The following is a 22,544-nucleotide window of genomic DNA, read 5'->3' on the forward strand; positions in this document are numbered from 1 at the left end:
TGTGTGAATGAAGAAGGTTCCGGCAGCGCCGGTTCTGCTGTCGGTCCGGCAGCTGCGTGTGGAATTCGCCTCGCGAGGCCTGCTCTGGCGCCGACAGGCGCAGCTGCCGGCGCTCGATGGTCTGAGCTTTGATCTGGCTGCGGGCGAGATACTGGCGGTGGTGGGCGAATCCGGCTCCGGCAAGTCAACCCTGGCCCGCACGCTCATGGGTTTGCAGGCGGCCACCGCTGGCTCGCTGAGCTATCGCGGCCAGGAGTTGCGCGGTCTGGGCAAGAAGCAGTGGCGGCCGCTGCGCCGCCACATCCAGATGGTGTTCCAGGATCCGGCGGCCAGCTTCAATCCGCGTCGCCGCATCGGCCAGGCCCTGGCCGAACCCCTGCAGGCCCTGCGTCCGGAGCTGGACGCCGCCGAGCGCACGCGTCGCGTCGCGGCGATGCTGGAACGCGTGGGCCTGTCCGCCGCCGATGCCCAGCGCCGCCCGCAGGAATTCTCCGGTGGCCAGGCGCAGCGTCTGGCCATCGCCCGCGCGCTGATCGTCGAGCCCGAGCTGCTGGTCTGCGACGAGCCGGTTTCGGCGCTGGATGTTTCGGTGCAGGCCCAGATCATCAATCTGCTGCTGGAGCTCAAGCGCGAACGCGGGCTCACGCTGTTGTTCATCGCCCACGATCTGCCGCTGGTGCGGCATGTGGCGGATCGCGTGCTGGTGCTCTACTACGGCCGGCTCATGGAGCAGGCGGCGGTTGAAACCCTGTTCGCCTATCCTCGCCATCCCTACACGCGCGCCCTGCTGGCGGCGATTCCCGACAGCGGCGTGGATGCGCAATGCCGCGCGCTCGATGGCGAACGGCCCGCGCCCGGCATGCCGGGCTGCCTGTTCACCGCGCGCTGCCCGATGGCCGATGAGCAGTGCGCGCGGCGCCCGCCGCCGTCGCGGCGCTTCGCCGGCAACAGCCTCGCCGCCTGTCATTACGCGCGCGAGGATGTGCCGGCGTAGACGCCTTACGCCGCCGGCTTCTTCTTGCGCGGCAGGATGTTCATGGCCTTGGCGATGATGCCCAGCATCACCTCGTCTGCACCGCCGCCGATGGAGATCAGGCGCGTGTCGCGGTAGGCGCGCGCCGCGGGGTTGTCCCACATGAAGCCCTGGCCGCCCCAGAACTGCAGGCAGGCATCGGTGACCTCGCGCGAGACGCGACCGACCTTGAGCTTGCACATGCTGGCGAGCATGGCGATCTGCAGCGGGCTCTGTTCCCCGCGCAGGTATTCCTCGGTGGTCTGATAGGTCAGCGCCCTGAGCGCCTCCACCTCGGTGCGCAACTCGGCGAGGCGGAAGTGCACGTACTGATTGTCGAGCAGGCTCTGGCCGAAGGCCTGACGCTGGCCGGTGTAGGCGATGGTCTCGTCGATCAGGTTCACCAGACCGTCGATGCCGCTGGCGGCGCCGAACAGGCGCTCCTCCTGGAACTGCAGCATCTGATAGGTGAAGCCTGCGCCTTCCTGGCCGATCAGATTGCGCACCGGCACGCGCACCTCGTCGAAGAAGATCATCGCGGTATCGGAGCTGCGCATGCCCAGCTTGTCGAGCTTGGTCTGGCGCTCCACGCCGCGCGCATCCAGCGGCACGATGATCAGGCTCTTGTTCAGATGCGGCTTGCCCTCGCTGGTGTTGACCAGGGTGCAGGCCCAGTCGGACTGCGTGCCATTGGTGATCCACATCTTCGAGCCATTGATCACGTAGTCGCCGCCATCACGCCGCGCCGTGGTCTTGATGCCCGCCACATCCGAGCCGGCACCGGCTTCGGAGACGGCGATCGACACCACCTGCTCGCCGCGGATCGCCGGTTCGAGGTATTCCTTGCGCAGCTCATGCGAGCCGAAGCGCGCCAGTGCCGGCGTCGCCATGTCGGTCTGCACGCCGATGCCCATCGGCACGCCGCCGCAGCGGCAATGCCCCAGTGCCTGCGCGAACATCAGCTGATACGAGTAATCCAGACCCTGGCCGCCATACGCGCTGGGCTTGGTGATGCCGAGCAGGCCCAGCGCGCCCATCTTGCGCAGCACCTCGTGCGCGGGCCAGATGCCTGCGCGCTCCCAGTCGGCCACGTGCGGATTGAGTTCCTGCTCGACGAAGCTCTTCACGCTCTCGTAGAGCGCGCGATGTTCTTGGGTAAGTTGCATTACTGTGAGCCCGATTGAAGGATCGAGTTCGTTTTATAGGGAGCTTCTCATCCCTGCGTCAATTGCACGCACGCGCTGCGTGAAAAAAGGTAACGACGATTACTGAGCGATTGCGGAAGGCGCCTGCTCACGCGCGCTTGGCATGGGCGGGCGCTGCTTCAGGCGCAGCGCGAACAGCCAGGGCCAGCGCTTGCCGGTGACATAGAAGACGTCGCGCTTGCGATCCCAGGCGATGCCGTTGAGCACCGCCTCGCTGTCGAAGGCCACGGCGTCCGTGCGCATCTGCTGGCGCAGCGGCGACAGATCCAGATAGGCGCGCACCTGCCCGCTGTGCGGATCGATGAGCACGATGCGATCCGAGTGCCAGAGGTTGGCGAACACCAGACCATGCGCGTATTCGAGTTCGTTGAGTTGCGTCAGGGGCTGGCCATCGAGCCGCACTTCCAGCACGCGCGTGATCGCGAAGTCATCGGCGCGACGGAAAGTCAGACGCGCGCTGCCGTCACTCATGATCAGGCCGCTGGCATCGTGTGTGAGGCCCCAACCTTCGCCCTCATAGTGCAAGGTCTTGAGCGTTTCGAAGCGCTCGTTGAGCACCAGGGCGCGCTGCTCGCGCCAGCTCAGCAGGTAGTAGCGCGAGTCGAAGAAAGTGAGGCCTTCGGCGAACACATCGGCCGGCAAAGGCAGGCGCAAAAGCGGCTCGACTTGCGCAATCTTGCGCAAAATCAGCGCGGAACGGCCATACAGGCCACTGCTTTCCACCAACCGTTCGTCAACCCATTCAAGCCCTTCGGTGAAGATTTCGGGGTTGTGTGGCAGGCGTGAAACGAGCTCGAAGTCAAGACGTTGAATCGAGCTGAAAGCCGCATCAATGCTACGTTTTGATGAAGGACCTTGTGCATGACTCGGCGCTCCAGTCAAGCAAAAAAACAGTAGCAGGAACAGGGGCGGGCGAACGGTCGGCATGGCTTGACTGTAATAAAGACGTTGATTTGAAAACTTTTTATCAGTAAAAATTCACAACGTGGAAACGCGTATAGGTGTTTCCAAATCCGCGCGGAGAGTTCCGCGAACATGTGCATCGATGGAGAAAGTGTCAATGGCGATTAAGAAAGCTGCAAAGAAGGCTGCGAAGAAGGCGACCAAGAAGGCTGCCAAGAAGGTCGCGAAGAAGGCTGTGAAGAAGGTTGCCAAGAAGGCCGCCAAGAAGGTTGCCAAGAAGGCCGCGGCGAAGAAGAAGTAAGCGGATCTGTACTACCGCACGGGCGGTTGGTCAGGGAGTGTATTGGGGAAGCGACCGCCCGTTACCTACACGACAAATACCGAACGCTTTAATCTATCTTGACGCCGCGGCTGCCCGATCTTCGAGTAGCCGCGTTTTCTTTTTCCGGTGCCGCTTTCGCGCGCGCGACCGGAATCTCCCGCGGGACGGCAGCACTTTCACCGTCGCCTGATGCGGGGCCCCTGAAGGGAGACACGCCATGATTCACAGCATGACCGGCTATGCACGCGTCGAGACCACTGCGCCCTGGGGGCGGCTGAGCTGGGAGATGCGCTCGGTCAATCACCGCTATCTCGACGTGCAGCTCAAGCTGCCCGAGGACTTCCGCGTGCTGGAGGGCGAGCTGCGTCAGGCCGCCAGCGCCAGGCTCTCGCGCGGCAAGATCGAATGCGGCCTGCGCTATGTGCGCGAGTCCGCCGGCGAGGAAGCCATCGAGCTGGATCGCCGTCGCCTGGCGCAGCTCAAGGACGCGCTGGACACCGTTACCCATGAGCTGGGCGCCACCACCGCCGCTGATCCGGTGCGAGTGCTGAGCTTTCCCGGCGTGATGCGCGAGCAGCAGGCCGATTTCGCGCCCATGCTCGCGGCCGCACGCAAGCTGTTCGAGGCGGCGCTGGCCGACTTCACCGCCATGCGCGCCCGCGAGGGCGAGCGGCTCAAGACCTACATCGAAGAGCGTTGCCAGCTGCTTGCCGAGCTGGTGGCGCAGGTGCGCGCGCGTTACCCGCTGGTGCGCGAGCAGTGGCTGCAGCGTCTGCGCGCACGCTGCGCCGAGCTGGGCGTGGAAGTGGAGCCGCAGCGGCTGGCACAGGAAGTGGCGCTCAATGCCCAGCGCCTGGATGTGGAAGAAGAGATGTCGCGCCTGCTCAGCCATCTGCAGGAAGTGCGGCAGGCCCTGGAGCGCGGCGAATCGGTGGGCCGGCGTCTGGACTTCCTGATGCAGGAGCTCAATCGCGAAGCCAACACCCTGTCTTCCAAGTCCCAGGACGCGGAGATGACGCGCTGCGCGGTGGAGATGAAGGTCGCCATCGAACAGATCCGCGAACAGGTGCAGAACATCGAGTAAGGTTGCCGGACCCGCTGAACGATTTTTCCGTCCATGCCCGTCGCACGCATCCGATCCGCCAAGGCAATGCCGCTGTCTTCTCTCCGGAGTCTGTGCCCATGACCCAGGGCAGCCTGTTCATCGTCTCGGCGCCCAGCGGCGGCGGCAAGACCAGTCTCACCCGCGCGCTGCTGCCGTATCTGGCGCGGCACGGGGTGCAGGCCAGCATCTCGGTGTCCTTCACCACGCGCGCCGCACGGCCCGGTGAGCAGGCGGGCGTGCATTACCACTTCGTCGACGAGGCGGCCTTCGTGGCGCGCATCGCGGGTGGCGGCTTTCTGGAGCACGCACAGGTCTTCGGCCGCCGCTACGGCACCGGTCTGCCGGAGACGCGCGCGCTGCTGGATGCCGGTCAGGATGTGATTCTGGATATCGACTGGCAGGGTGCGCGGCAGGTGCGTCAGCAGTGGCCGCAGGCGGTGTCGATCTTCATCCTGCCGCCTTCGGTGGCGGAGCTGGAACGGCGCCTGCGCGCGCGCAGCCAGGACAGCGAGGCGGTGATTGCGGCGCGCATGGACGAGGCGCATCAGGAGATCGCCCACCATAATGAGTACGACTACCTGATCGTGAACGAGGACTTCGATACCGCCCTGGCCGAGCTGGCGGCGGTGTTTCTGGAGCCGCGCCTGCGCGCGCGCCGGCAGAACGACCGCCACGCGGCGCTGATCGCCGCCCTGCTGGCCAATTAATGGCCGGATGCGCTATATTCCGCCGCCTTTCGCTGGACCTTTCCTATTTAGAGTGATGTCATGGCCCGTGTAACCGTTGAAGACTGCCTGGAACGCATCCCCAATCAGTTCGATCTGACCCTGGTCGCCGCCAAGCGCGCCCGCCAGCTGGCGCGCGGCGCCGAAGCGCATCTGCCCTGGGGCAATCACAAGTCCACGGTGCTGTCCCTGCGCGAGATCGCCGAGGGTTATACCGACCGTGGCGTGCTGGACGAGGTCGATCTGCCGGCCGTGCAGCAGCCGAAGATGGAACTCGAAGCGCTGGATCCGTCCTTCGACGCCTGATTCGCCGCCCGGCTTCGCAAGAAACCCCTCCTCGCGAGGGGTTTCGTCGTTATGGCGGGCGAACGCTCAGCGGATGCGGCGTACCCGGGTCTGCAGATTCAGCGCATCGATCTTCAGCCAGTAGCCGCCCAGCGCGCTCTTTTCGATGGTGACGGCGGCATCACGCACCCGGAAGTACGCGGGGCGATCACCGGCGTTCTGCCAGACCTGGCCGTTCTCCAGCGTGAAGCGGGTCTTGGCGTCCCAACCCTGCAGCTCGCCCGGGATGCGGCTGTGCAGGGGCTGCTCCTGCATCTCGCTCTGGCTGTGGCCGGGCAGTTGCTCGGCGCCCAGGGATTGGTCGGCGACGGGTGCGGTGCCGGCGAGCTGGTCGTAACAGGCCAGGCGCGCGCTGTCCTCGGCGATGGCGCGGCACGACGGCCAGTCCTGGGCGAGTGCCGTCACCGGCAGCGCGGCGAACAGCAGCATCGCCGCCGGGCGCATCAGCGCTCCAGCACCTGCGAGGCCTGCAGATCGGCGTGATAGCTGGAGCGCACCATCGGGCCGCTGGCCACATGCGAGAAGCCCATCTGCTCGCCGAGCACGCGCAGGCGCTCGAACTCCTCGGGGTGCACGTAGCGCGCCACCGGCAGATGATTCTTGGAAGGCTGCAGGTACTGGCCCAGCGTGAGCATGTCCACGCCGTGCGCGCGCAGATCACGCATCACCTGCTCGATCTCCTCGATCTCCTCGCCCAGGCCCAGCATCAGGCCGGACTTGGTCGGCACCTGCGGATGCAGGGTCTTGAAGCGTTCCAGCAGATCCAGCGACCACTCGTAATCCGAACCCGGGCGCGCCTGCTTGTAGAGCCGCGGCACGGTTTCCAGATTGTGGTTGAACACATCCGGTGGCGTGTCCTTGAAGATGCTCAGCGCCGGGTCCATGCGACCGCGAAAGTCCGGCACCAGCACCTCGATGCTCAGCTCGGGCGAGAGCCGGCGCGACTCGCGGATGCAGGATGCGAAGTGCGCGGCGCCGCCGTCGGGCAGATCGTCGCGATCCACCGAGGTGATCACCACGTAACGCAGGCGCATGTCGGCGATGGTTCTGGCGAGGTTCGCCGGTTCATCCTGATCCAGCGGATTGGGCCGGCCATGCGCGACGTCGCAGAACGGGCAGCGCCGCGTGCAGATGTCGCCCATGATCATGAAGGTCGCGGTGCCCTTGCCGAAGCACTCGCCCAGATTGGGGCAGGCGGCTTCCTCGCAGACCGTGTGCAGCTTGTTGGCGCGCAGCGCTTCCTTGATGCGCGCGACTTCCGGCGTGCCCTGGCTCTTGGCGCGAATCCAGCTGGGCTTGCGCAGCGGCGTGTCGGTGACTTCGATCTTCACCGGGATGCGCGCCATCTTCTCGGCGCCGCGCAGCTTCTCGCCCTGCACGACGGGCTTGCGGACGGGATCGACGGGGGGATTGGCGCTCATGGGTATCAAGCTCGGCAGCGGGAAATCAGCCGCCATTGTACCCGGGCCGCCGCAGCGGCGGCCCGCGCCGGGCCCAATCAGGCCGCCAGCGACAGAGGTGCCTGCGCCTCCGGGCTCGCGTCATGGCCCAGTGCGCCGGCAATGGCCTGACGCGCGGCTTCGGCCAGGGCGTCGCGCTCGCGGCCGGTGCTGGGCAGCGGCGCGCAGTAAATCACTTCCACCACCAGCTCGGGTTCGCGCAGCACGCGCAGCACGTGACGCAGCAGATCGTCATCGCCGATGAAGGGCGCGATCTGCCGGCCGCCACGGCCGGGCGCATAGCGCAGGGCAATCGGCTGTACCATCGCGCCACTTTCGATGGCCGCGCCCAGCAGCCGGCCATGAAACGGCAGCAGGCTGCTGCCGTCGCTGGTGGTGCCTTCCGGAAACAGGGTGATGCTGCCGCCCGCTTGCAGATGCCCCAGCAGCTGATTGAGCAGGGGCCGCGAACCGCCCTTGCCGCGCCGGATGAAGAAGGTGCCGCAGGCGCTGGCGAAGGTGCCGGCGACCGGCCAGTGGCGGATTTCCGATTTGGCGATGAACTGCGTGCGCTCGCAGGCGCCGATCAGCGGGATGTCCAGCCAGGAGACATGATTGGCCACGCTCATGCGCGTGCCGGCATGCGGCTGCCCGCTGCGCTGCACGCGCAGATTGAGAATGCGCAGCAGCCGGCCGTGCCACCATTGCGTGAGCATCAGCCGGTCGATGCGTTTGCCGCCTTCGACGGCGAGCACGCCGGCCAGGCTCAGGCCGCAGAGCAGATGCGCGCTCAGGCGCAGGGTTTTGAGCGTGACGCGAAACGCGGCCAGCATGAGAGGCGCCGTGCTCAGGCCGCCAGCGCCACCGGCTCGCACTCGCGCGCCGGGCTGCCGAGGAAGTGACGTGCGTAACGCGGATTCAGATCCTGCACATTGAGCAGCATGAACACATCGGCGCAGTTGAACTCGCGGTCCCAGTACGCCTCGCCGCAGGCTTTGGCGCCCAGGCTCAGATAGGCCTTGAGCAGCGGCGGCAGCCTGGGCTTGTCGCTGCTGCGGCGGTCCGGCGCGGGCAGGCGGATGTAGGGCCGCACGCGCTGATAGTCCGGCGCCATGTGCCGGTCGCTGATCTGCTGCAGGATGGCCTGCGCCTGCGCGCCGCCGTCCTCCAGCCCGATGGACGCGCAGCCGAACAGGTAGTCGTAACCTTCATTGGTGATGATGCCGGCGATGCCCTGCCAGAGCGTGGCGATCACCGCGCCGCTGCGATACTCGGCGTCGACGCAGGTGCGGCCGATTTCCATCAGTCGCCCCGGCAGGCTGTCGAGCATGGCCAGATCGAATTCGCCGGCCGAGTAGAAGCCGCCGGCGGCGGCTGCATTGACGTCACTCAGGATGCGCGTGCAGGCGATGATGCGATCCTGATCGGCATCGCGAACCAGCAGGTGCCGGCAATGCGGGTCATACTGGTCATGATCGATGTGCTGCTGGCCGCCGTCGATCTGTGCGCCGAGTTCTTCGGCGAAGATGCGGTAGCGCAGCTGCTGGGTGGCCAGCACTTCTTGTTGCGTCTGCGCGAAGCGGACTTCGAAGCGGGGACGTCGCGGCAGATCACCGTCGATGCGTGCGGACATGGGCGGGGTGCTCCATCGGTCTTTTGATGGCGCGCACTCTAAGGATGAAGCGATGAATGCTCCGTGACAGCGGCATGTCGATGTGATGACATCATGCGCCGTGCATGATGCGGGCGCTGCGCGAAGCACAGATGATTTCTTGATGACAGGGGAGTGTTGGGTATGGGCACGTTGATTGCGGGTCTGCTGCTTTTTCTGGGTCTACATTCGGTGCGCGTGTTCGCCGACGACTGGCGCACGGCCATGGTCGGACGCATGGGGCTGCTGCCGTGGAAGGCCAGCTATGCGCTGGTGTCGCTGATCGGCTTCGTGCTGATCGTGATCGGATATGGCGAGGCGCGGCAGCAGGCGGTCGTGCTGTGGACGCCGCCGCTGGCCTTGCGTCATCTGGCCATGCTGCTGGATCTGATCGCCTTCGTGCTGGTGGTGGCGGCCTATGTGCCGCGCAACGCGCTCAAGCTGAAGCTCAAGCATCCCATGGTGCTGGGTGTGAAGGTCTGGGCGCTGGCGCATCTGCTCAGCAAGGGCACGCTGCCGGCGGTGCTGTTGTTCGGCGCCTTCCTGCTCTGGGCGATCATCGATTTCCGCAGTCTGCGTCAGCGTCCGGTGGCGCCGGCCTTTGCCGTGTCGGCGAATCCGCTGGCCACTGCGGTGACGGTGCTGCTGGGGCTGGTCGCCGGCTTTGCGTTCGCGCGCTGGGGACACCTGGCGCTGATCGGCGTGGCGCCGCTGGGTTGAGCCGGCGCCGCAGTCTGCGGACTGAAGGCGGCCGTGCTGGCCGCCTTCAGTCCAGGAACTGACTGCAGTTCATGGTTCCCAGCGGCAACTCCGGAATCGGAATGCCACTGAGGCGTGCCTTCAGATACAGCAGCGCCTGTGCGGCGGTGGTGATCTGGAACAGCGTGTGTCCGCCCAGCGTGCCGCGATAGTAGCGGACCGGCGCGCCGGCCTCGCACCAGCTGCGCACCATCGCATCGGCGCCGGCAACGGGCACCAGCTCATCCATGCGCGAGTGATAGACCAGGGTGTCGGCAATCGGCGTCAGGCCCTCCTGCGGCAGGCTGATCTGCGGTCCCACCGTGCGAAAGCCGTCGGAGGCGAAAGGATCGGCGACCGTGGTGTAGTCGGCGAGATGTCCGCTGGGATTCGGTGACTGATCACCGGTGTCGCCCGCGCAGCCATCGGCCAGCGCTGCAAAAGCCGCTTTGCCGCGCGCATTGAGGATGGGCAGCAGAAACTCCGGATACTCGCGGCTGATGCCTTCCGCCGCCGACAGCAGCAGGCTGAAGTAACGCGAATTCGTGGTGCCGGGCTGATCGCCGTTTTTCAGGATGCCGATCAGATCCGCCGGCGTGCCCCCGATCGCCACGGCGCTGATCGGCAGTTCCGGCGCATAACGGCGCTGCAGCGCGGCGGCCCAGGCGGTCGCGATGGCGCCGCCGGAATAGCCCCACATGCCCACCGGCGTGTCACTCGACAGCCCCAGCGGGGCGAACTGCAGGGCGGCGCGAATCGCATCGAGCGTGATTCTTCCGGCCAGCGGCCCGGCGGCATAAGCGGAGCGCGGCCCCTCATGATCCGGATAGACCAGGGTCACCCCGGCTTCGAGCAAAGGCAGCGGCGTCGAGTTTTCCGCCTGGCTGATGGGATTGGCGGTGCTGCCGGTCAAGGTATGCGAAGGCGCGCACTGATTGCCCAGAGCATCCTCGGCGTACTGGAAGGACACCAGGGCGGGCTCGCTGATCGTCGGCAGCAGTCGCTTGACCACGGTGGCGATGGCGATGATCGGCCTGTCGTTGGCGTCGCGCGAGGCAAAGCGCAGCTGCCAGGCGCGGTTGGGCAGCGGCAGATTCAGCAGCGGAGCGAACGTCACCGGTCTGGAGTCGAGCAGCGTGCCGGGCGGCGCGGAGGCCTCGTCGGCGAGCTGCGCGTAGAAGGGATCGCTCTCCGCGCTGGACGGATAGGCCACCGTGGGCGTCGAGCTCGAAGAGCTGACGCTGCAAGCCTGCAGCATCAGCAGCAGGATCAGCGCCAGGACGCCGTGTACGTATCGGGGCAGGCGTGAAACGGAAAAGCGTGAGGCGTGCATTGTTCAGAGGGACTCGCGTGGCGGTGGGTCCGGACTCGAGGTCCGTCCACAATGGCCAGCAAAAAGGATGTCAGGGTGGCCCGAGGGCGGCCGCGTGGACGCGGATCGCGTCGCGACCGGAATGAAAACGCCAGCCTGCGCGCAGCCTCAGGCGGCGCGCAGGCCGCCCTCAGCGCTTGAACCAGGCCGGATGCGTGTCGGCCTGTGTCCAGATGCGCTCGTGCAGGCGCGAGAGTGCCAGCGCATCGAGCAGCAGCAGATTGCGCTGCGCCTCGCTCAGGCTCGCCGGGTCCTTGCGCGCGGCCTCGTCGGCGGCCTTGAGCAGATCGGCGCGCGCGCGCGCCGGCAGCTTCTCGCGGCGCCGGCCGACCAGGGCGGCGAGGGCATTGGCGATGGGTTGCACGGCGCTGCTGCGAAAGTCCGGATATTCCGGCGCGCGACGCAGGAAGGCTTTCAGATGGCGCAGCTCGCGCGGCGTGATCGATTCTTCCGGAATCAGGAAGAAGCGCTGCTCGCGCATGCGCCGCCCCAGCGTCGCGCGCGAACTCCACACCGACAGCGGAATGGCAATCACCAGGCTGCCGGCCACCGGCAGCAGCCACCACAGAAAGCTGGGATTGAGCCAGTACACCAGCGCCAGCCAGAACAGGCCCAGCACGCTGCCGCCACCATGACGGACGATGGCCTGACTCCAGGGCGTGGCATCGTCATTGCGCGGCGGTGATTTCCACTGCACCGGAATGCCCAGCAGTGCCGAGACCACGTACTGCGTGTGGAACAGCATGCGGATCGGCGCCAGCAGTGCCGAGAACAGCATCTCCATCAGCAGGCTGCCGAACAGGCGCAGACGTCCGCCATAAGGGCGCGCATCTTCCTGGCGCAGCATCAGCAGCAGGGCCGAGAGCAGCTTGGGCAGGAACAGCAGGCTCATGGTGCCGGCGAACAGGCGGATCGCCCATTCCGGATGCCATTCCGGCCAGGTGGGAAAGAGCTGATAGGGCTGCGTGAAGTACTGCGGCTCGCTGAGCATGAACACCGCGAGCAGGCCGGTGGACATCGCCAGCGAGATGAACCACAGCGGCGCGGACAGGTAGGCCATCACGCCGGTCATGAACACCGCGCGATGCGCCGGATGCAGGCCGGAAGTGAAGAACAGCTGGAAGTTCTGCAGATTGCCCTGGCACCAGCGCTGGTCGCGCTTGAGTTCGTCGAGCAGGGTGGGCGGCATCTCTTCATAGGAGCCGGGCAAATCGTAGGCGATCCATACCGCCCAGCCGGCGCGGCGCATCAGCGCCGCTTCCACGAAGTCGTGCGAGAGGATTTCACCGGACAGGCCGCCGCTGCCGGGCAGGCGGCCCAGGGCGCAGTGCTGCATGAAGGGGGCGACGCGGATGATGGCGTTGTGGCCCCAGTAGTGCGACTCGCCCAGCTGCCAGAAGTGCAGGCCGGCGGTGAACAGCGGACCGTAGACGCGCGTGGCGAACTGCTGGATGCGCGAGTACAGCGTCTCGCGGCCGGCGGCGCGCGGCGCGGTCTGGATGATGCCGGCGGAAGGATTGGCTTCCATCAGCTGCACCAGACGCTGCAGGCATTCGCCGGACATCACGCTGTCGGCGTCCAGAATCACCATGTGCTGGTACTTGCTGCCCCAGCGCCGGCACCAGTCGGCGATGTTGCCGGACTTCTTCTTGATGCGATGGATGCGGCGGCGATAGAAGATGCGGCCGAAGCCGTCCACCGCGCGGCACAGCTCCAGCCAGGCCGGCATTTCGGCGGCGCGCGCATCGGCCTTGCCGCTGTCGGAGAGGATGTAGAAGTCGAAGTGGTCGATCAGACCACGCCGCTTCACCGACTCGATGGTGGCGCGCACGCCGGCGAAGACACGGGCGACGTCCTCGTTGCAGATCGGCACCAGAATCGCGGTGTTGCGACCGGGCTTGAGCGGGGCATCGGCCGCCGCCGTGGCGGAGATCGCGTATTTGTCGCGCTTGAACAGCAGCACGAAGAAGCCGAACACGGCGGTCCAGAAGCCCGCGGAGATCCAGGCGAACAGAATCGTGTACAGCACCAGGCTGGCCAGCTCCAGCGGATGATGGCCCTTGTAGGGCATCACCGCCGACATCAGATAGGTGGCCACGATGGTCTGCAGGGCAATCAGCAGCACCAGCAGCGCACGGCGAATGCTGGCGCTGGTGCCCCAGGCCACTTCGGTCTGATCCAGGGCCTTGCGCTGCGGCGCGGGCGGCAGCTGGCCGTCGTGCGGACTGATGTGATGACCATTGCCCTGCGCGCGGCGCGCCAGCCAGGCCCAGAGCCGGCGGATCGGATTGTTGTTCCAGGGCAGCGGCGCCATCGAGGCGCGCAGCAGCGGCGGCGTGGTGAACAGGCGCGCGCGCGGACCGGACTGCAGCACGCTGTCCAGCCGGACATCGCCGGGCTGCGCGGGATTCAGGCTGCTGCGCAGGCGCGCTTCGCAGCTGTGCAGCGTGGCCAGTTCAGCGCTCTGCTCCTGCTGCGCGGCCAGGCGGTTGTGCAGGCCGGTGAAGCGCTCGGTGCTGGCCGGAGTCTCGTCGGCAACCGCGCCTTGCGTGAGAACCGTGGGGAGCTGCTGGAGATAGTCGGCAAGGCGACGGGCAGGCGGTGGTGCGGTTTGGTTCACGATGCGCGCAGGCTCTGGCGATGAGCGACCGCGGGCCTCGGCCGCCTTCTGAGGCCGCAGAGTGTAACGAAACTTGCCCGTGCGCCGCTGTCAGCGCGCGGCGCGGCTCAGCGCGGTTCGGGCGGCAGGATGTACGCCCAGCTTTCTGAGATGTTGTCGTCGCCGTTGCGCAGCACGGCGCGCATCTCCAGGGGCTTGGCTTCGTCGATGCGGCGCACGCGCAGAATCAGGCGCCAGCCGCCGGTGGCATCGTTCTTCACCACCTGACGTTCCAGCAGTTCGCCGTTGTCCGCCACCCAGACGCCGGCCAGCAGCTTCTGGTCCGACTTCAGATAGTCCAGCTGACCGCCCTGGAAGTCGACGATGTAGCGATAGCTGTTGTCGGCATTGCGCGAGCGGCGCGTCTGCGCCACCCAGGCCAGCGGCGGCTTGGTTTCCAGCCGGCCCTGCCAGAACAGGCTGTATTCCAGATCCAGCTGGCTGCCGGCGGTGGGGTTCTGCTCCGGCACCCAGTAGGCGACCACGTTGTCGTTGGTGGCGTCCTTGGTGGGAATCTGCACCAGCTCCACGCGGCCCTTGCCCCAGTCGTTCTTCGGCGCGATCCAGACGCTGGGACGCAAGTCGTAACGCGCATCCAGGTCTTCGTAATGCGCGAAGTCGCGGTCGCGCTGCATCAGGCCGAAGCCGCGCGGATTGGTGGCGGCAAAGGAGGTGATCAGCAGGCGCTTGGGATTGACCAGGGGGCGCCAGATCCATTCCTGATCGGTCTGCAGCGACAGGCCCTCGGAGTCATGCACCTCGGGCCGGTAATCCTCGTTGGCCGAGGGCTGATGCGAGGCGAACAGGAACATGCTGGACAGCGGCGCCACGCCCAGCTTGCCGACATCGCCACGAAAATACAGACGCGCCTTGATTTCGGTGGCGGTGGATTCGCCGGGGCGGATCTGGAAGCGGTAGGCGCCGGTGACGCGGCGCGAGTCCAGCAGCGCGTAGATGGTCAGCTCGCGGTCTTCCGGGCGCGGCCAGTGAATCCAGAATTCGCGGAAGGCCGGGAATTCCTCGCCGGACAGCTCGCCGGTGTCGATGGCCAGGCCGCGCGCCGATTCGCCGTAGACCTGGTTCTTGCCCAGCGCGCGGAAATAGCTGGCGCCCTGGAAGGCGATCAGCTCGTCCTTCACATCCTTGGCATTGAGCGGGTAGTGCACGCGAAAGCCGGCGAAGCCCAGGTTGCGCAGCTTGTCGGCATCGATGTTGTTGCTGCCGTAGTCGAAGTTTTCCGGCTGGAAGGGAATCTTGCGCACCCCTTCGGCCGTGATCAGATTGAGCTTGACGATCTGATTGAAATACAGGCCCGGGTGATAGAACTGGATTTCAAAAGGCAGCTTGTTGCCATGCCAGAGCGCACGTTCCGGCTTGTACTGGATCTGCTTGTACTGCTCGTAGCTCAGATCGGTGAGCGCCTTGGGCAGATCGGCATCCGGGCGGTCGTAGGGCTTGGCGGCCAGGGCCTTGGCGCGATGCGCGACATCGTCGAAGTCGAAAGCCTGCGCGGCCTGCGCCAGCAGCGTGCCGGCCAGCAACAGGGCGAAGCGATGGAGCAGTGGACGGAGGATCACGGGCGTGGCTTTGTAAAATGATTTTTCCGCATTATGCGGGATCGTCTCCGGCCGCGGCAGCGGCCAGGCTGGCCTCGAACAGCGGTCGGATGCGGTTGACCAGCAGACAGAACAGATCGGCGGTTTTCTCGGCATCGTAAATCGCCGAATGCGCCGAGGCGGCGTCGTAGCCCAGACCGGAAACCTGCAGGGCGCGCGCCAGCACGGTCTGGCCCAGCGCGGCGCCGGCCAGGGTGGCGGTGTCGAAGACGCTGAAGGGGTGAAACGGGCAGCGTTTCTGGCCGGTGCGGGCCACGGCGGCGTTGACGAAGCCCAGATCGAAATGGGCGTTGTGGCCGACCAGCACCGCACGGGTGCAGCCGTTGTCGGACACCGCCTTGCGGATCGGCTTGAACAGATGATCCAGGGCCTCGCGCTCCGGCATCGCCAGACGCAGCGGGTTGTCGATCTTGATGCCGTTGACCTCCAGCGCCGCCTTCTCGATGTTGGCGCCTTCGAACGGTGTGACGTGGGCAAACACGGTTTCGCGCCGCACCAGCTGGCCCTGCTCGTCCAGGCCCAGAATCACTGCGGCCACCTCCAGCAGGGCATCGGTCCTGGCATTGAAACCGCCGGTTTCGACATCCACCACCACCGGCAGAAAGCCGCGAAAGCGGTGGCCGATCTTGGTCTTGGGGCTGCTGGCGTCCATGGCTGGGGGGTTTTCGCGAAGCGCCTAGGATACCCGTTTTGCCACGCCTGCCCCGCTATAATCGCCGCCCGTTTTCGTTTATTGCCCGCGAGTATCCCCATGTCCAAGTCGCGCAAGATCGCGCTCGCCTATTCCGGCGGCCTCGACACCTCGGTCATTCTCAAATGGCTGCAGGACACCTATGACGCCGAGGTGGTGACCTTCACCGCCGACATCGGCCAGGGCGAGGAGCTGGATTCCGTGCGCCCCAAGGCGCAGCAGTTCGGCGTCAAGGAAATCTTCATCGACGATCTGCGTGAAGAATTCGTGCGCGACTTCGTGTTCCCGATGTTCCGCGCCAATGCCCTCTACGAAGGCGAGTACCTGCTGGGCACTTCCATCGCCCGCCCGCTGATCGCCAAGCGCCTGGTGGAGATCGCGCGGCAGACCGGCTGCGACTCGATCAGCCACGGCGCCACCGGCAAGGGCAATGATCAGGTGCGCTTCGAACTCGGTGCCTATGCGCTGTGGCCGGAAGTGAAGGTGATCGCGCCCTGGCGCGAGTGGGACCTCAACTCGCGCGAAAAACTGCTGGCCTATGCCGAGAAGCACGGCATTCCCATCACCAAGAAGAAGGGCGGCGGCTCGCCTTATTCGATGGACGCCAACGCCCTGCACATCTCCTACGAAGGCGGCGGTCTGGAAGATCCCTGGTGGTGCCCGCCGGATGACATCTGGCGCCTGACCAGGAACCCGGAAGATGCGCCGGCCGAAGCGCAGATCGTCACCATCGAGTTCGACAAGGGCGATGCGGTGGCGGTGGACGGCGTGCGCGGCACGCCCTTCGAAGTGCTCGACAAGCTCAATCAGCTGGGCGGCCTGCATGGCATCGGCCGGCTCGATCTGGTGGAGAACCGCTACGTCGGCATCAAGAGCCGTGGCTGCTACGAAACCCCGGGCGGTACCATCCTGCTCAAGGCGCACCGCGCCATCGAATCGCTGTGCCTGGATCGCGAGCAGGCGCATCTGAAGGACGAGCTGATGCCCAAGTACGCCAGCCTGGTCTACAACGGCTACTGGTGGAGCCCGGAGCGTCGCGCCCTGCAGGCCCTGATCGACGCCACCCAGGAACGCGTCAACGGCGAAGTGCGCCTGAAGCTGTACAAGGGCAATGTCTACAACGCCGGCCGCCGTTCCAAGGACTCGCTGTTCGACGCCACCCTGTCCACCTTCGAGGACGATCGCGGCGCCTACAACCAGAAGGACGCCGAGGGCTTCATCCGCCTCAACGGCCTGCGTCTGCGCACGGGTGCCAAGCGCGATCAGCGCTGAATCGGGCGGCCGCGCCTGCAGACAAGACGGCCTGCCTGCGCAGGCCGTTTTTTTTTGGAGCGGATCGTCTGCTGCGGCTGACCTTATTCGGCTGTCCCGAACACCTTGGCCAGCACCTCGAGCTGCCGGTGCAGGTCCGGGCCGAGGACGGCGCGCAGGGAGGCGGTCTGATGGTCGGTCTTGACGCCGGCGTCGGCCAGACGGGCCTGCAGCTCGGCCGGCGACAATCCGGCGACCTGCGCCAGCACCGGCAGCGGGGCCTGCGCCAGCGCCTGCACCGGTGCGGCAAAGGCCGGCTTGCCGCCTTTGCCCTCTTCGCCGATGGGCAAAAAGCTCAGTGCCAGCACCAGCACGCCGGCGCCGATCAGCAGTTGGCCGGTGCGCGAGCGCAGATGCAGCTTGAAGCCCGGCAGATTGGCGAGCACATGCAGGAGCGCGGCTGCGACCAGCAGCCAGCTCAGCCATTCATGGGCGAGCTTGTTGGCGCCGCTGTCGAGGTGAAAGAACATCAGGATGCCGGTGATGGCCAGCAGGATGAAGCTGCCGGTCAGCAGCGGCGTGACCCATTTGCGTTGCAGGAACATGTGTGACCTTGTGGTTTTTGGGGGGCGGCACTGCCAGTGATGTGGTCGCGCCATGCCTCGCAAAAGGCCCTTTACACATTTTTACCTGCCGGGCTTGCGCTGAAGCTCGGCTGCGGCATGGCCGCTAGCGGCTTTTCTTGATCACGCTGATGTGGCCGTCGCCTTCCAGATAGCAGCGCTCTACGTCCGATTCGCTCTCCAGGCCGTCCTGGCGCAGGCGGCTGAGCAGCTCGGCCTGACTGATCATGGCGCGGCGCAGGTTGCGCGGGCGGATGCGGCCGTCCTGGATCAGCAGCAAGGGATCGGGGTGCAGCCAGCGGCGCACGCGCGGCGAGTACAGGCTGAGGTAGTCGAGCAGGTAGTCCCAGCCCATGATGGTGAGAATCAGCAACACGCCTTCGGTGATCGAGTTGTAGGTGCCGGCCATCGCGTTCTGGGCGGCATCGGCGATGATCACGATCACCAGCACGTCGGCGATGCCGATCTGCCCGGCTTCGCGGCGCAGCGCGCGCAGCAGGAAGATCAGCAGCAGGTAGATGCAGCTGCCGCGGATGACGATCTCCAGCAGCGAGCCGCTGGGAATGAACAGGCTGCGCCAATCCACCTGCCACAAGCTGTGCATGTGCTGGCCCGTGCTGACGCGGCGTGGCCCGCCGCCGGCTTTTAAGGTCTGTTGACATTCACTTTACCCGCTGCGACGGAGGTCGTTTTGTCGCAGTGCGGCGTTGGCAGCCGCTGGCTTGGAACCACCAAGTGGCGCGTCTGCCGCCTTGCCCTGCGACAAAACGGCCCCGTCCCGAAGGGTTGCGCCGAAAATCGCGCCATGCGGCGTTGCGAAACTTGGTCTTGGAACCACCAAGGCCTGCGTTTCGCGCCTTGCCTGGCGCGATTTTCGGCAGCAACGCAGTGGGCAAAGTGAATGTCAACAGACCCTAGTGCGACAGTTCGCCGCGCTCTGCCGCCCAGAATACGCCACGCACCTGACGCAGTCCCCGGCGACGTGCCTGGCAGGCCATCTCGAAGGCGCGCTGCTTGCCGTGAATGGCGCAGGAGAAGCGCTGGTTGATGTGCTGTCCGGGCGAGGTGGGCCAGCTGGCTTCCCAGTACCACAGGCGCTTTTCGGTGCCGTCGGCCAGGTAATACTTGCAGCAGACCAGGCAGACGCCGGTGACGCCGGACTTGTTGTTGCGGCGTTTTACCTTGGCGAATTCCACACGGCTCAGCGGTGGATAGCGCTGCAGCAGGGCGTCGCGATGTGCCTTGGCGGCCTGCAGCGCCTTGCCCTTGCCCTTGAACTTGCGGTCCGGGAAGTTCTTCACCAGCATCTTGCCGCGCCGGCGCAGGCTGACGCGCCAGGCGTGGGTGCGATGCGTTTCGTCGTCGATGCGGGAAATCCCATACATCGCCTGCCCGTGTTTTTTGCCTGCGGTCTTCAATGTTATGTGTCCATCTGCGCTTTGCCGCAGGCTCCCCAGCGCGCGGCTTGCGCTGCAATGATGCCGCAGATGAGCTTACAAGCGGAACTGCTGACCCAGATAAACCTTGCGCACCGTCTCGTTATCGAGCAGTTTTTCCGGTGAACCCTCGGCAATGACCTGACCCTCGGCCAGAATGTAGGCGCGTTCGCACAAACTGAGGGTTTCACGCACATTGTGATCGGTGATCAGCACGCCGATGCCGCGATTCTTCAGGTGGTGCACGATGGTCTGGATATCGCCCACCGCAATCGGGTCCACGCCCGCGAAGGGTTCATCGAGCAGGATGAAACGCGGATTGGCCGCCAGGGCGCGGGCAATCTCCACGCGCCGCCGCTCGCCGCCGGACAGGGCCTGGCCCTCGCTGTCGCGGATGTGGGCGATGTGCAGTTCTTCGAGCAGGCGCTCCAGCTCTTCGTGCCGCTGGCGGCGGTCGAGATCCTTGCGCAATTCCAGAATCGCCAGGATGTTGGCCGCCACCGACAGGCTGCGGAACACGCTGGCTTCCTGCGGCAGATAGCCCACGCCCAGGCGCGCGCGGGCATGCATGGGCAGATGCGTGATGTCGGTGCCGTCGAGTTCGATGCGGCCGCCGTCCGCGGCCACCAGTCCCACCATCATGTAGAAAGAGGTGGTCTTGCCGGCGCCATTGGGGCCGAGCAGTCCGACGATCTCGCCCGAGGACACACGCAGCGATACATCGCGGACCACGGTGCGTTTCTTGAAGCGCTTGACCAGGGCCTGCGCCGAAAGCGTGGCGATGCTCATGGCTTGGCCTCGGCGGCTGGCGCCTTCTTCTCGTCGCTCTTGCCGGCTTCGTTCTGCTTGGGCGGCGGCGGCGTGAAGATGATGGTGACCTGGCCCTGATCGTCGCCGGCGGCGCGCACGCGGCGCTGCTGCACCTCGTAGCCGATGGTGGCGCCGTGCACCTCGTCGCTGCCGCGCTTGAGATGGGCCTGGCCGATCAGCGTGACCGTGCCGCTGCCCGAGGCGTAGCTCAGCTGCCTGGCTTCGGCGTGTACCGGCTGCGCGGTCGGCCCGGACGCGCCGGGCTGTGGCAGATGATCCAGCACCGCCGGGGCGCCGGTGATCAGCGCTTCGAAATTGCCGTCGGCCAGCTGCTTGACGTCCATGGTCTCGCCGCTCAGGTTCAGCGTGTCGGACTGCAGGCTGACATGGCCGCTGTATTTCATGGTGCTGTCCTGCACCCACTCGGCATGGTCGGCCTTCACCGTGACCGGACCGCTGGGGCGCAGCTCGGCGGCGGTCTGTGCCGACTTGTTTTCGTGCTTCGGCGCCTGCGCGCCGGCGGCGCAGGCGATCAGCAGCAGCGTGACGCTAGCGAGGCGGCGCATCGTAGTGCATCTCCACCTGACCGTTGAGCTGGACATGATTGCCGGCGAAATCCGAGGTCCAGCTTTGCGCGCTGGCGCTGCGGCCGGGGGCCTTGGCCCGTACCGGGGATCGGGAATAAAGCTGCTGACTCTGCCAGTCCACCCACACCTCTCGTGCATTGATTTCGGTGGGCAGCGACTTCGGCGCCATGCCCTTGACCACCACATCCGGCTGCAGGCGCATGCGCGATTCGCCGGGTGGCACATAGCCCTGCGGCGCGCTGGCCTGCCAGGGACCGTTCTGGGCGCCGAGCCGGTCCAGCCGCACCTGCGTCAGCTTCATGCTGTGGTCTTCGTAGTAGTCGATGCGCTCCGCCTGGGCGCGCAACTGCGGCAGGTGGTCCTCGCCGTAACGCACCCAGGTGGCCTGATGCGCGATGTACAGCGGCTGGGCAAGGCTCTGGTCTGCCGGGCGCGCTTCGCGCTCCACGCTCTCGCCCTGCAGGCTGATGCGCAGCAGGCCGTAGGCACACAGGCCCAGGAACGCCAGCGGCAGCAGCGCACGCAATACCTTCACGCCAGACCCTGCGCTTCGAGTATCAGGTCCACGGCTTCGCGCACCGCGCCGCGTCCGCCTTCGTACTGCGACACCCAGTGCGCAGCGCGCAAGGCCTTGAGATGGGCATCGGCCACGCTCAGCGCCAGACCGCAGCGGCGCATCAGCGGCAGATCGGGCACGTCATCGCCCATGTGCGCGCACTGCGCATCGGTGAGGCCCAGGGCATCGCGGATGCGCAGATACGCCGGTTCCTTGTCCTCGGTGTCGAGCGCGATGTGCTGCACGCCCAGCCAGCTCAGGCGCTGGCGCATGGCTTCGGAAGGGCGGCCGCTGATCACCGCCACCTGCAGCCCGGCCTTGAGCATCATCTTGATGCCCAGCCCGTCACGCACGTAATTGGTCTTGATCTCTTCGCCATTGGGGCCGATGTAGAGCTTGCCGTCGGTGAGCACCCCGTCGATGTCCAGGAACAGACAGCGGATCTGCGCCGCGCGTTCCTGAAGCTGTGTTGCGTCCGCGCGATTCATTCACACCACTCCGGCGCGCAGCAGGTCGTGCATGTGCACCACGCCCTGCAGGTGCTGCTGTGCGTCTTCCACCAGCAGCGCGGAAATCTTGTGCTTCTCCATCAGCGCCACCGCCTCGGCGGCGAGGTGTTCGGCAGCGATGCGCTTGCCGCCGCGCGTCATCACCTGCTCGATGCGCGTGCTGCGCACGTCCAGGCCCTGTTCCAGCACGCGGCGCAGGTCGCCGTCGGTGAACACGCCCTGCACGCGGTCCTGTGCATCGACGATCACCGCCAGGCCCAGGCCCTTGCGGGTCATTTCCAGCAGCGTGGCCGAGAGCGTGGTGTCGGGCGAAATGCGCGGCAGGCGTTCGCCGCTGTGCATGACATCGCTGACCCGCAGCAGCAGCTTGCGGCCCAGCGAGCCGCCGGGATGCGAAAGCGCGAAGTCCTCGGAGGTGAAGCCGCGCGCTTCCAGCAGCGCCACGGCCAGGGCATCGCCCATGGCCAGCGTGGCGGTGGTGCTGGCGGTGGGCGCGAGATTGAGCGGGCAGGCTTCCTTGGCGACCGAGACATCCAGGTGCACGTCGGCAGCCAGCGCCAGGGTCGAGCGCGGCCGGCCGGTCATGCTGATCAGCGGCGCGCTCATGCGCTTGAACAGCGGCAGCAGCGTGAGCACCTCGGCGGTCTCGCCGGAATAGGAGATCGCCAGCACCACGTCCTGGCGCGTGATCATGCCCAGGTCGCCGTGATTGGCTTCGCCGGGATGCACGAAGAAGGACGGGCTGCCGGTGGAGGCCAGTGTCGCGGCGATCTTGCTGCCGATGTGCCCGGACTTGCCCATGCCGGTGACCACGATGCGGCCCTGGCAGGCCAGCATCAGCTCGCAGGCGTGCGCGAACGCATCGCCGATACGCGGCAGCAGCGCGCTCAAGGCATCGCGTTCGATCTCCAGGGCGCGGCGGCCGAGGGCCTGCAGCTGTGCGACATCCATCGCGGCATCCATCGATAAAAAGGGCCGCACAGTATAGC

General features: G+C 66.2%; 25 protein-coding genes. 7 read left to right on the plus strand and 18 right to left on the minus strand.

Features of this window, described 5'->3' with window-relative positions:
- Window positions 1-7 precede the first annotated feature (7 nt).
- Complete coding sequence (locus BMY12_RS15385) at window positions 8-994, plus strand: ABC transporter ATP-binding protein (RefSeq protein ID WP_093288145.1); 987 nt, start codon at window positions 8-10, stop codon at window positions 992-994.
- Window positions 995-999: 5 nt separating this feature from the next.
- On the opposite strand, the gene BMY12_RS15390 is transcribed toward BMY12_RS15385, so the two are convergent.
- Together BMY12_RS15390 and BMY12_RS15395 are read right to left on the minus strand one after the other, a co-directional pair.
- Window positions 1,000-2,178 carry an acyl-CoA dehydrogenase family protein gene (locus BMY12_RS15390; protein ID WP_093288148.1) on the minus strand — a complete coding sequence of 393 codons (1,179 nt, stop codon included), beginning with the start codon at window positions 2,176-2,178 and terminating at the stop codon, window positions 1,000-1,002.
- 99 nt (window positions 2,179-2,277) lie between these two features.
- Window positions 2,278-3,144, minus strand: coding sequence for a glutaminyl-peptide cyclotransferase (locus tag BMY12_RS15395; protein ID WP_093288150.1), 867 nt, complete (start codon window positions 3,142-3,144; stop codon window positions 2,278-2,280).
- A gap of 133 nt (window positions 3,145-3,277) precedes the next feature.
- Between BMY12_RS15395 and BMY12_RS20970 the strand changes: the two genes are divergently transcribed.
- From BMY12_RS20970 to rpoZ, 4 genes are all read left to right on the plus strand, one after another.
- A complete protein-coding gene (locus BMY12_RS20970; protein WP_245732555.1) occupies window positions 3,278-3,421 on the plus strand; it encodes a hypothetical protein in 144 nt (47 codons plus the stop codon).
- 238 nt (window positions 3,422-3,659) lie between these two features.
- On the plus strand, window positions 3,660-4,526 hold the full coding sequence (locus BMY12_RS15400; RefSeq protein ID WP_093288153.1) for a YicC/YloC family endoribonuclease: 867 nt from the start codon (window positions 3,660-3,662) through the stop codon (window positions 4,524-4,526).
- A 98-nt stretch (window positions 4,527-4,624) separates the two neighbouring features.
- The gene (gene gmk, locus BMY12_RS15405) at window positions 4,625-5,254 is read left to right on the plus strand and encodes a guanylate kinase (protein WP_093288156.1); all 630 of its coding nucleotides are present in this window, start codon (window positions 4,625-4,627) and stop codon (window positions 5,252-5,254) included.
- A 60-nt stretch (window positions 5,255-5,314) separates the two neighbouring features.
- The gene (gene rpoZ, locus BMY12_RS15410; protein ID WP_093288158.1) at window positions 5,315-5,578 is read left to right on the plus strand and encodes a DNA-directed RNA polymerase subunit omega; all 264 of its coding nucleotides are present in this window, start codon (window positions 5,315-5,317) and stop codon (window positions 5,576-5,578) included.
- Window positions 5,579-5,644: 66 nt separating this feature from the next.
- Here rpoZ and BMY12_RS15415 read toward each other — a convergent pair whose 3' ends face one another.
- From BMY12_RS15415 to BMY12_RS15430, 4 genes are all read right to left on the minus strand, one after another.
- Entirely contained in the window at window positions 5,645-6,061 is a 417-nt protein-coding gene (locus tag BMY12_RS15415) for a hypothetical protein (RefSeq protein WP_093288162.1), read from the minus strand.
- Window positions 6,061-7,038: a lipoyl synthase gene (gene lipA / locus BMY12_RS15420; protein WP_245732557.1), complete on the minus strand. Its 978-nt coding sequence runs from the start codon at window positions 7,036-7,038 to the stop codon at window positions 6,061-6,063. The genes BMY12_RS15415 and lipA overlap by 1 nt, the downstream gene beginning before the upstream one ends.
- A 77-nt stretch (window positions 7,039-7,115) precedes the next feature.
- Window positions 7,116-7,889, minus strand: a complete 774-nt coding sequence (locus tag BMY12_RS15425) for a lysophospholipid acyltransferase family protein (RefSeq protein ID WP_093288331.1) — start codon at window positions 7,887-7,889, stop codon at window positions 7,116-7,118.
- A 14-nt stretch (window positions 7,890-7,903) separates the two neighbouring features.
- Window positions 7,904-8,689 carry a GNAT family N-acetyltransferase gene (locus BMY12_RS15430; protein WP_093288166.1) on the minus strand — a complete coding sequence of 262 codons (786 nt, stop codon included), beginning with the start codon at window positions 8,687-8,689 and terminating at the stop codon, window positions 7,904-7,906.
- 162 nt (window positions 8,690-8,851) lie between these two features.
- Here BMY12_RS15430 and BMY12_RS15435 point away from each other — a divergent pair, with 162 nt between their 5' ends.
- Window positions 8,852-9,427 carry an NnrU family protein gene (locus BMY12_RS15435; protein ID WP_093288168.1) on the plus strand — a complete coding sequence of 192 codons (576 nt, stop codon included), beginning with the start codon at window positions 8,852-8,854 and terminating at the stop codon, window positions 9,425-9,427.
- Between the two features lie 46 nt (window positions 9,428-9,473).
- On the opposite strand, the gene BMY12_RS15440 is transcribed toward BMY12_RS15435, so the two are convergent.
- The 4 genes from BMY12_RS15440 to rnt form a co-directional block, all read right to left on the minus strand.
- Entirely contained in the window at window positions 9,474-10,778 is a 1,305-nt protein-coding gene (locus BMY12_RS15440; protein ID WP_093288171.1) for a lipase family protein, read from the minus strand.
- 169 nt (window positions 10,779-10,947) lie between these two features.
- Window positions 10,948-13,437 (minus strand): glucans biosynthesis glucosyltransferase MdoH, encoded by a 2,490-nt coding sequence (mdoH, locus tag BMY12_RS15445; RefSeq protein WP_245732559.1) that lies wholly within the window; start codon window positions 13,435-13,437, stop codon window positions 10,948-10,950.
- 107 nt (window positions 13,438-13,544) lie between these two features.
- On the minus strand, window positions 13,545-15,053 hold the full coding sequence (locus tag BMY12_RS15450; RefSeq protein WP_245732561.1) for a glucan biosynthesis protein G: 1,509 nt from the start codon (window positions 15,051-15,053) through the stop codon (window positions 13,545-13,547).
- Window positions 15,054-15,084: 31 nt separating this feature from the next.
- On the minus strand, window positions 15,085-15,744 hold the full coding sequence (rnt, locus tag BMY12_RS15455) for a ribonuclease T (RefSeq protein WP_093288176.1): 660 nt from the start codon (window positions 15,742-15,744) through the stop codon (window positions 15,085-15,087).
- Window positions 15,745-15,843: 99 nt separating this feature from the next.
- Here rnt and BMY12_RS15460 point away from each other — a divergent pair, with 99 nt between their 5' ends.
- Window positions 15,844-17,055, plus strand: coding sequence for an argininosuccinate synthase (locus tag BMY12_RS15460; RefSeq protein ID WP_093288178.1), 1,212 nt, complete (start codon window positions 15,844-15,846; stop codon window positions 17,053-17,055).
- Window positions 17,056-17,138: 83 nt separating this feature from the next.
- On the opposite strand, the gene BMY12_RS15465 is transcribed toward BMY12_RS15460, so the two are convergent.
- The 8 genes from BMY12_RS15465 to BMY12_RS15500 all read right to left on the minus strand — a co-directional run bounded on the left by BMY12_RS15465 (window position 17,139) and on the right by BMY12_RS15500 (window position 22,506).
- Complete coding sequence (locus BMY12_RS15465) at window positions 17,139-17,639, minus strand: DUF4405 domain-containing protein (protein WP_177189027.1); 501 nt, start codon at window positions 17,637-17,639, stop codon at window positions 17,139-17,141.
- A gap of 124 nt (window positions 17,640-17,763) precedes the next feature.
- Complete coding sequence (locus BMY12_RS15470; RefSeq protein ID WP_093288183.1) at window positions 17,764-18,261, minus strand: DUF421 domain-containing protein; 498 nt, start codon at window positions 18,259-18,261, stop codon at window positions 17,764-17,766.
- Between the two features lie 310 nt (window positions 18,262-18,571).
- Entirely contained in the window at window positions 18,572-19,042 is a 471-nt protein-coding gene (locus tag BMY12_RS15475; RefSeq protein ID WP_093288186.1) for a hypothetical protein, read from the minus strand.
- A 108-nt stretch (window positions 19,043-19,150) separates the two neighbouring features.
- On the minus strand, window positions 19,151-19,876 hold the full coding sequence (lptB, locus tag BMY12_RS15480) for an LPS export ABC transporter ATP-binding protein (protein ID WP_093288339.1): 726 nt from the start codon (window positions 19,874-19,876) through the stop codon (window positions 19,151-19,153).
- A gap of 2 nt (window positions 19,877-19,878) precedes the next feature.
- The gene (gene lptA / locus BMY12_RS15485) at window positions 19,879-20,469 is read right to left on the minus strand and encodes a lipopolysaccharide transport periplasmic protein LptA (protein ID WP_177189028.1); all 591 of its coding nucleotides are present in this window, start codon (window positions 20,467-20,469) and stop codon (window positions 19,879-19,881) included.
- Window positions 20,453-21,025: an LPS export ABC transporter periplasmic protein LptC gene (gene lptC / locus BMY12_RS15490; protein ID WP_177189029.1), complete on the minus strand. Its 573-nt coding sequence runs from the start codon at window positions 21,023-21,025 to the stop codon at window positions 20,453-20,455. The genes lptA and lptC overlap by 17 nt, the downstream gene beginning before the upstream one ends.
- The gene (locus BMY12_RS15495; protein WP_093288193.1) at window positions 21,022-21,534 is read right to left on the minus strand and encodes a KdsC family phosphatase; all 513 of its coding nucleotides are present in this window, start codon (window positions 21,532-21,534) and stop codon (window positions 21,022-21,024) included. Before BMY12_RS15495 ends, lptC begins: the two co-directional genes overlap by 4 nt.
- On the minus strand, window positions 21,535-22,506 hold the full coding sequence (locus BMY12_RS15500; RefSeq protein WP_093288342.1) for a KpsF/GutQ family sugar-phosphate isomerase: 972 nt from the start codon (window positions 22,504-22,506) through the stop codon (window positions 21,535-21,537).
- Window positions 22,507-22,544: the final 38 nt, after the last annotated feature.

Origin of the sequence: Solimonas aquatica, from assembly GCF_900111015.1 — a bacterium.
Classification (GTDB): Bacteria; Pseudomonadota; Gammaproteobacteria; order Nevskiales; family Nevskiaceae; genus Solimonas; species Solimonas aquatica.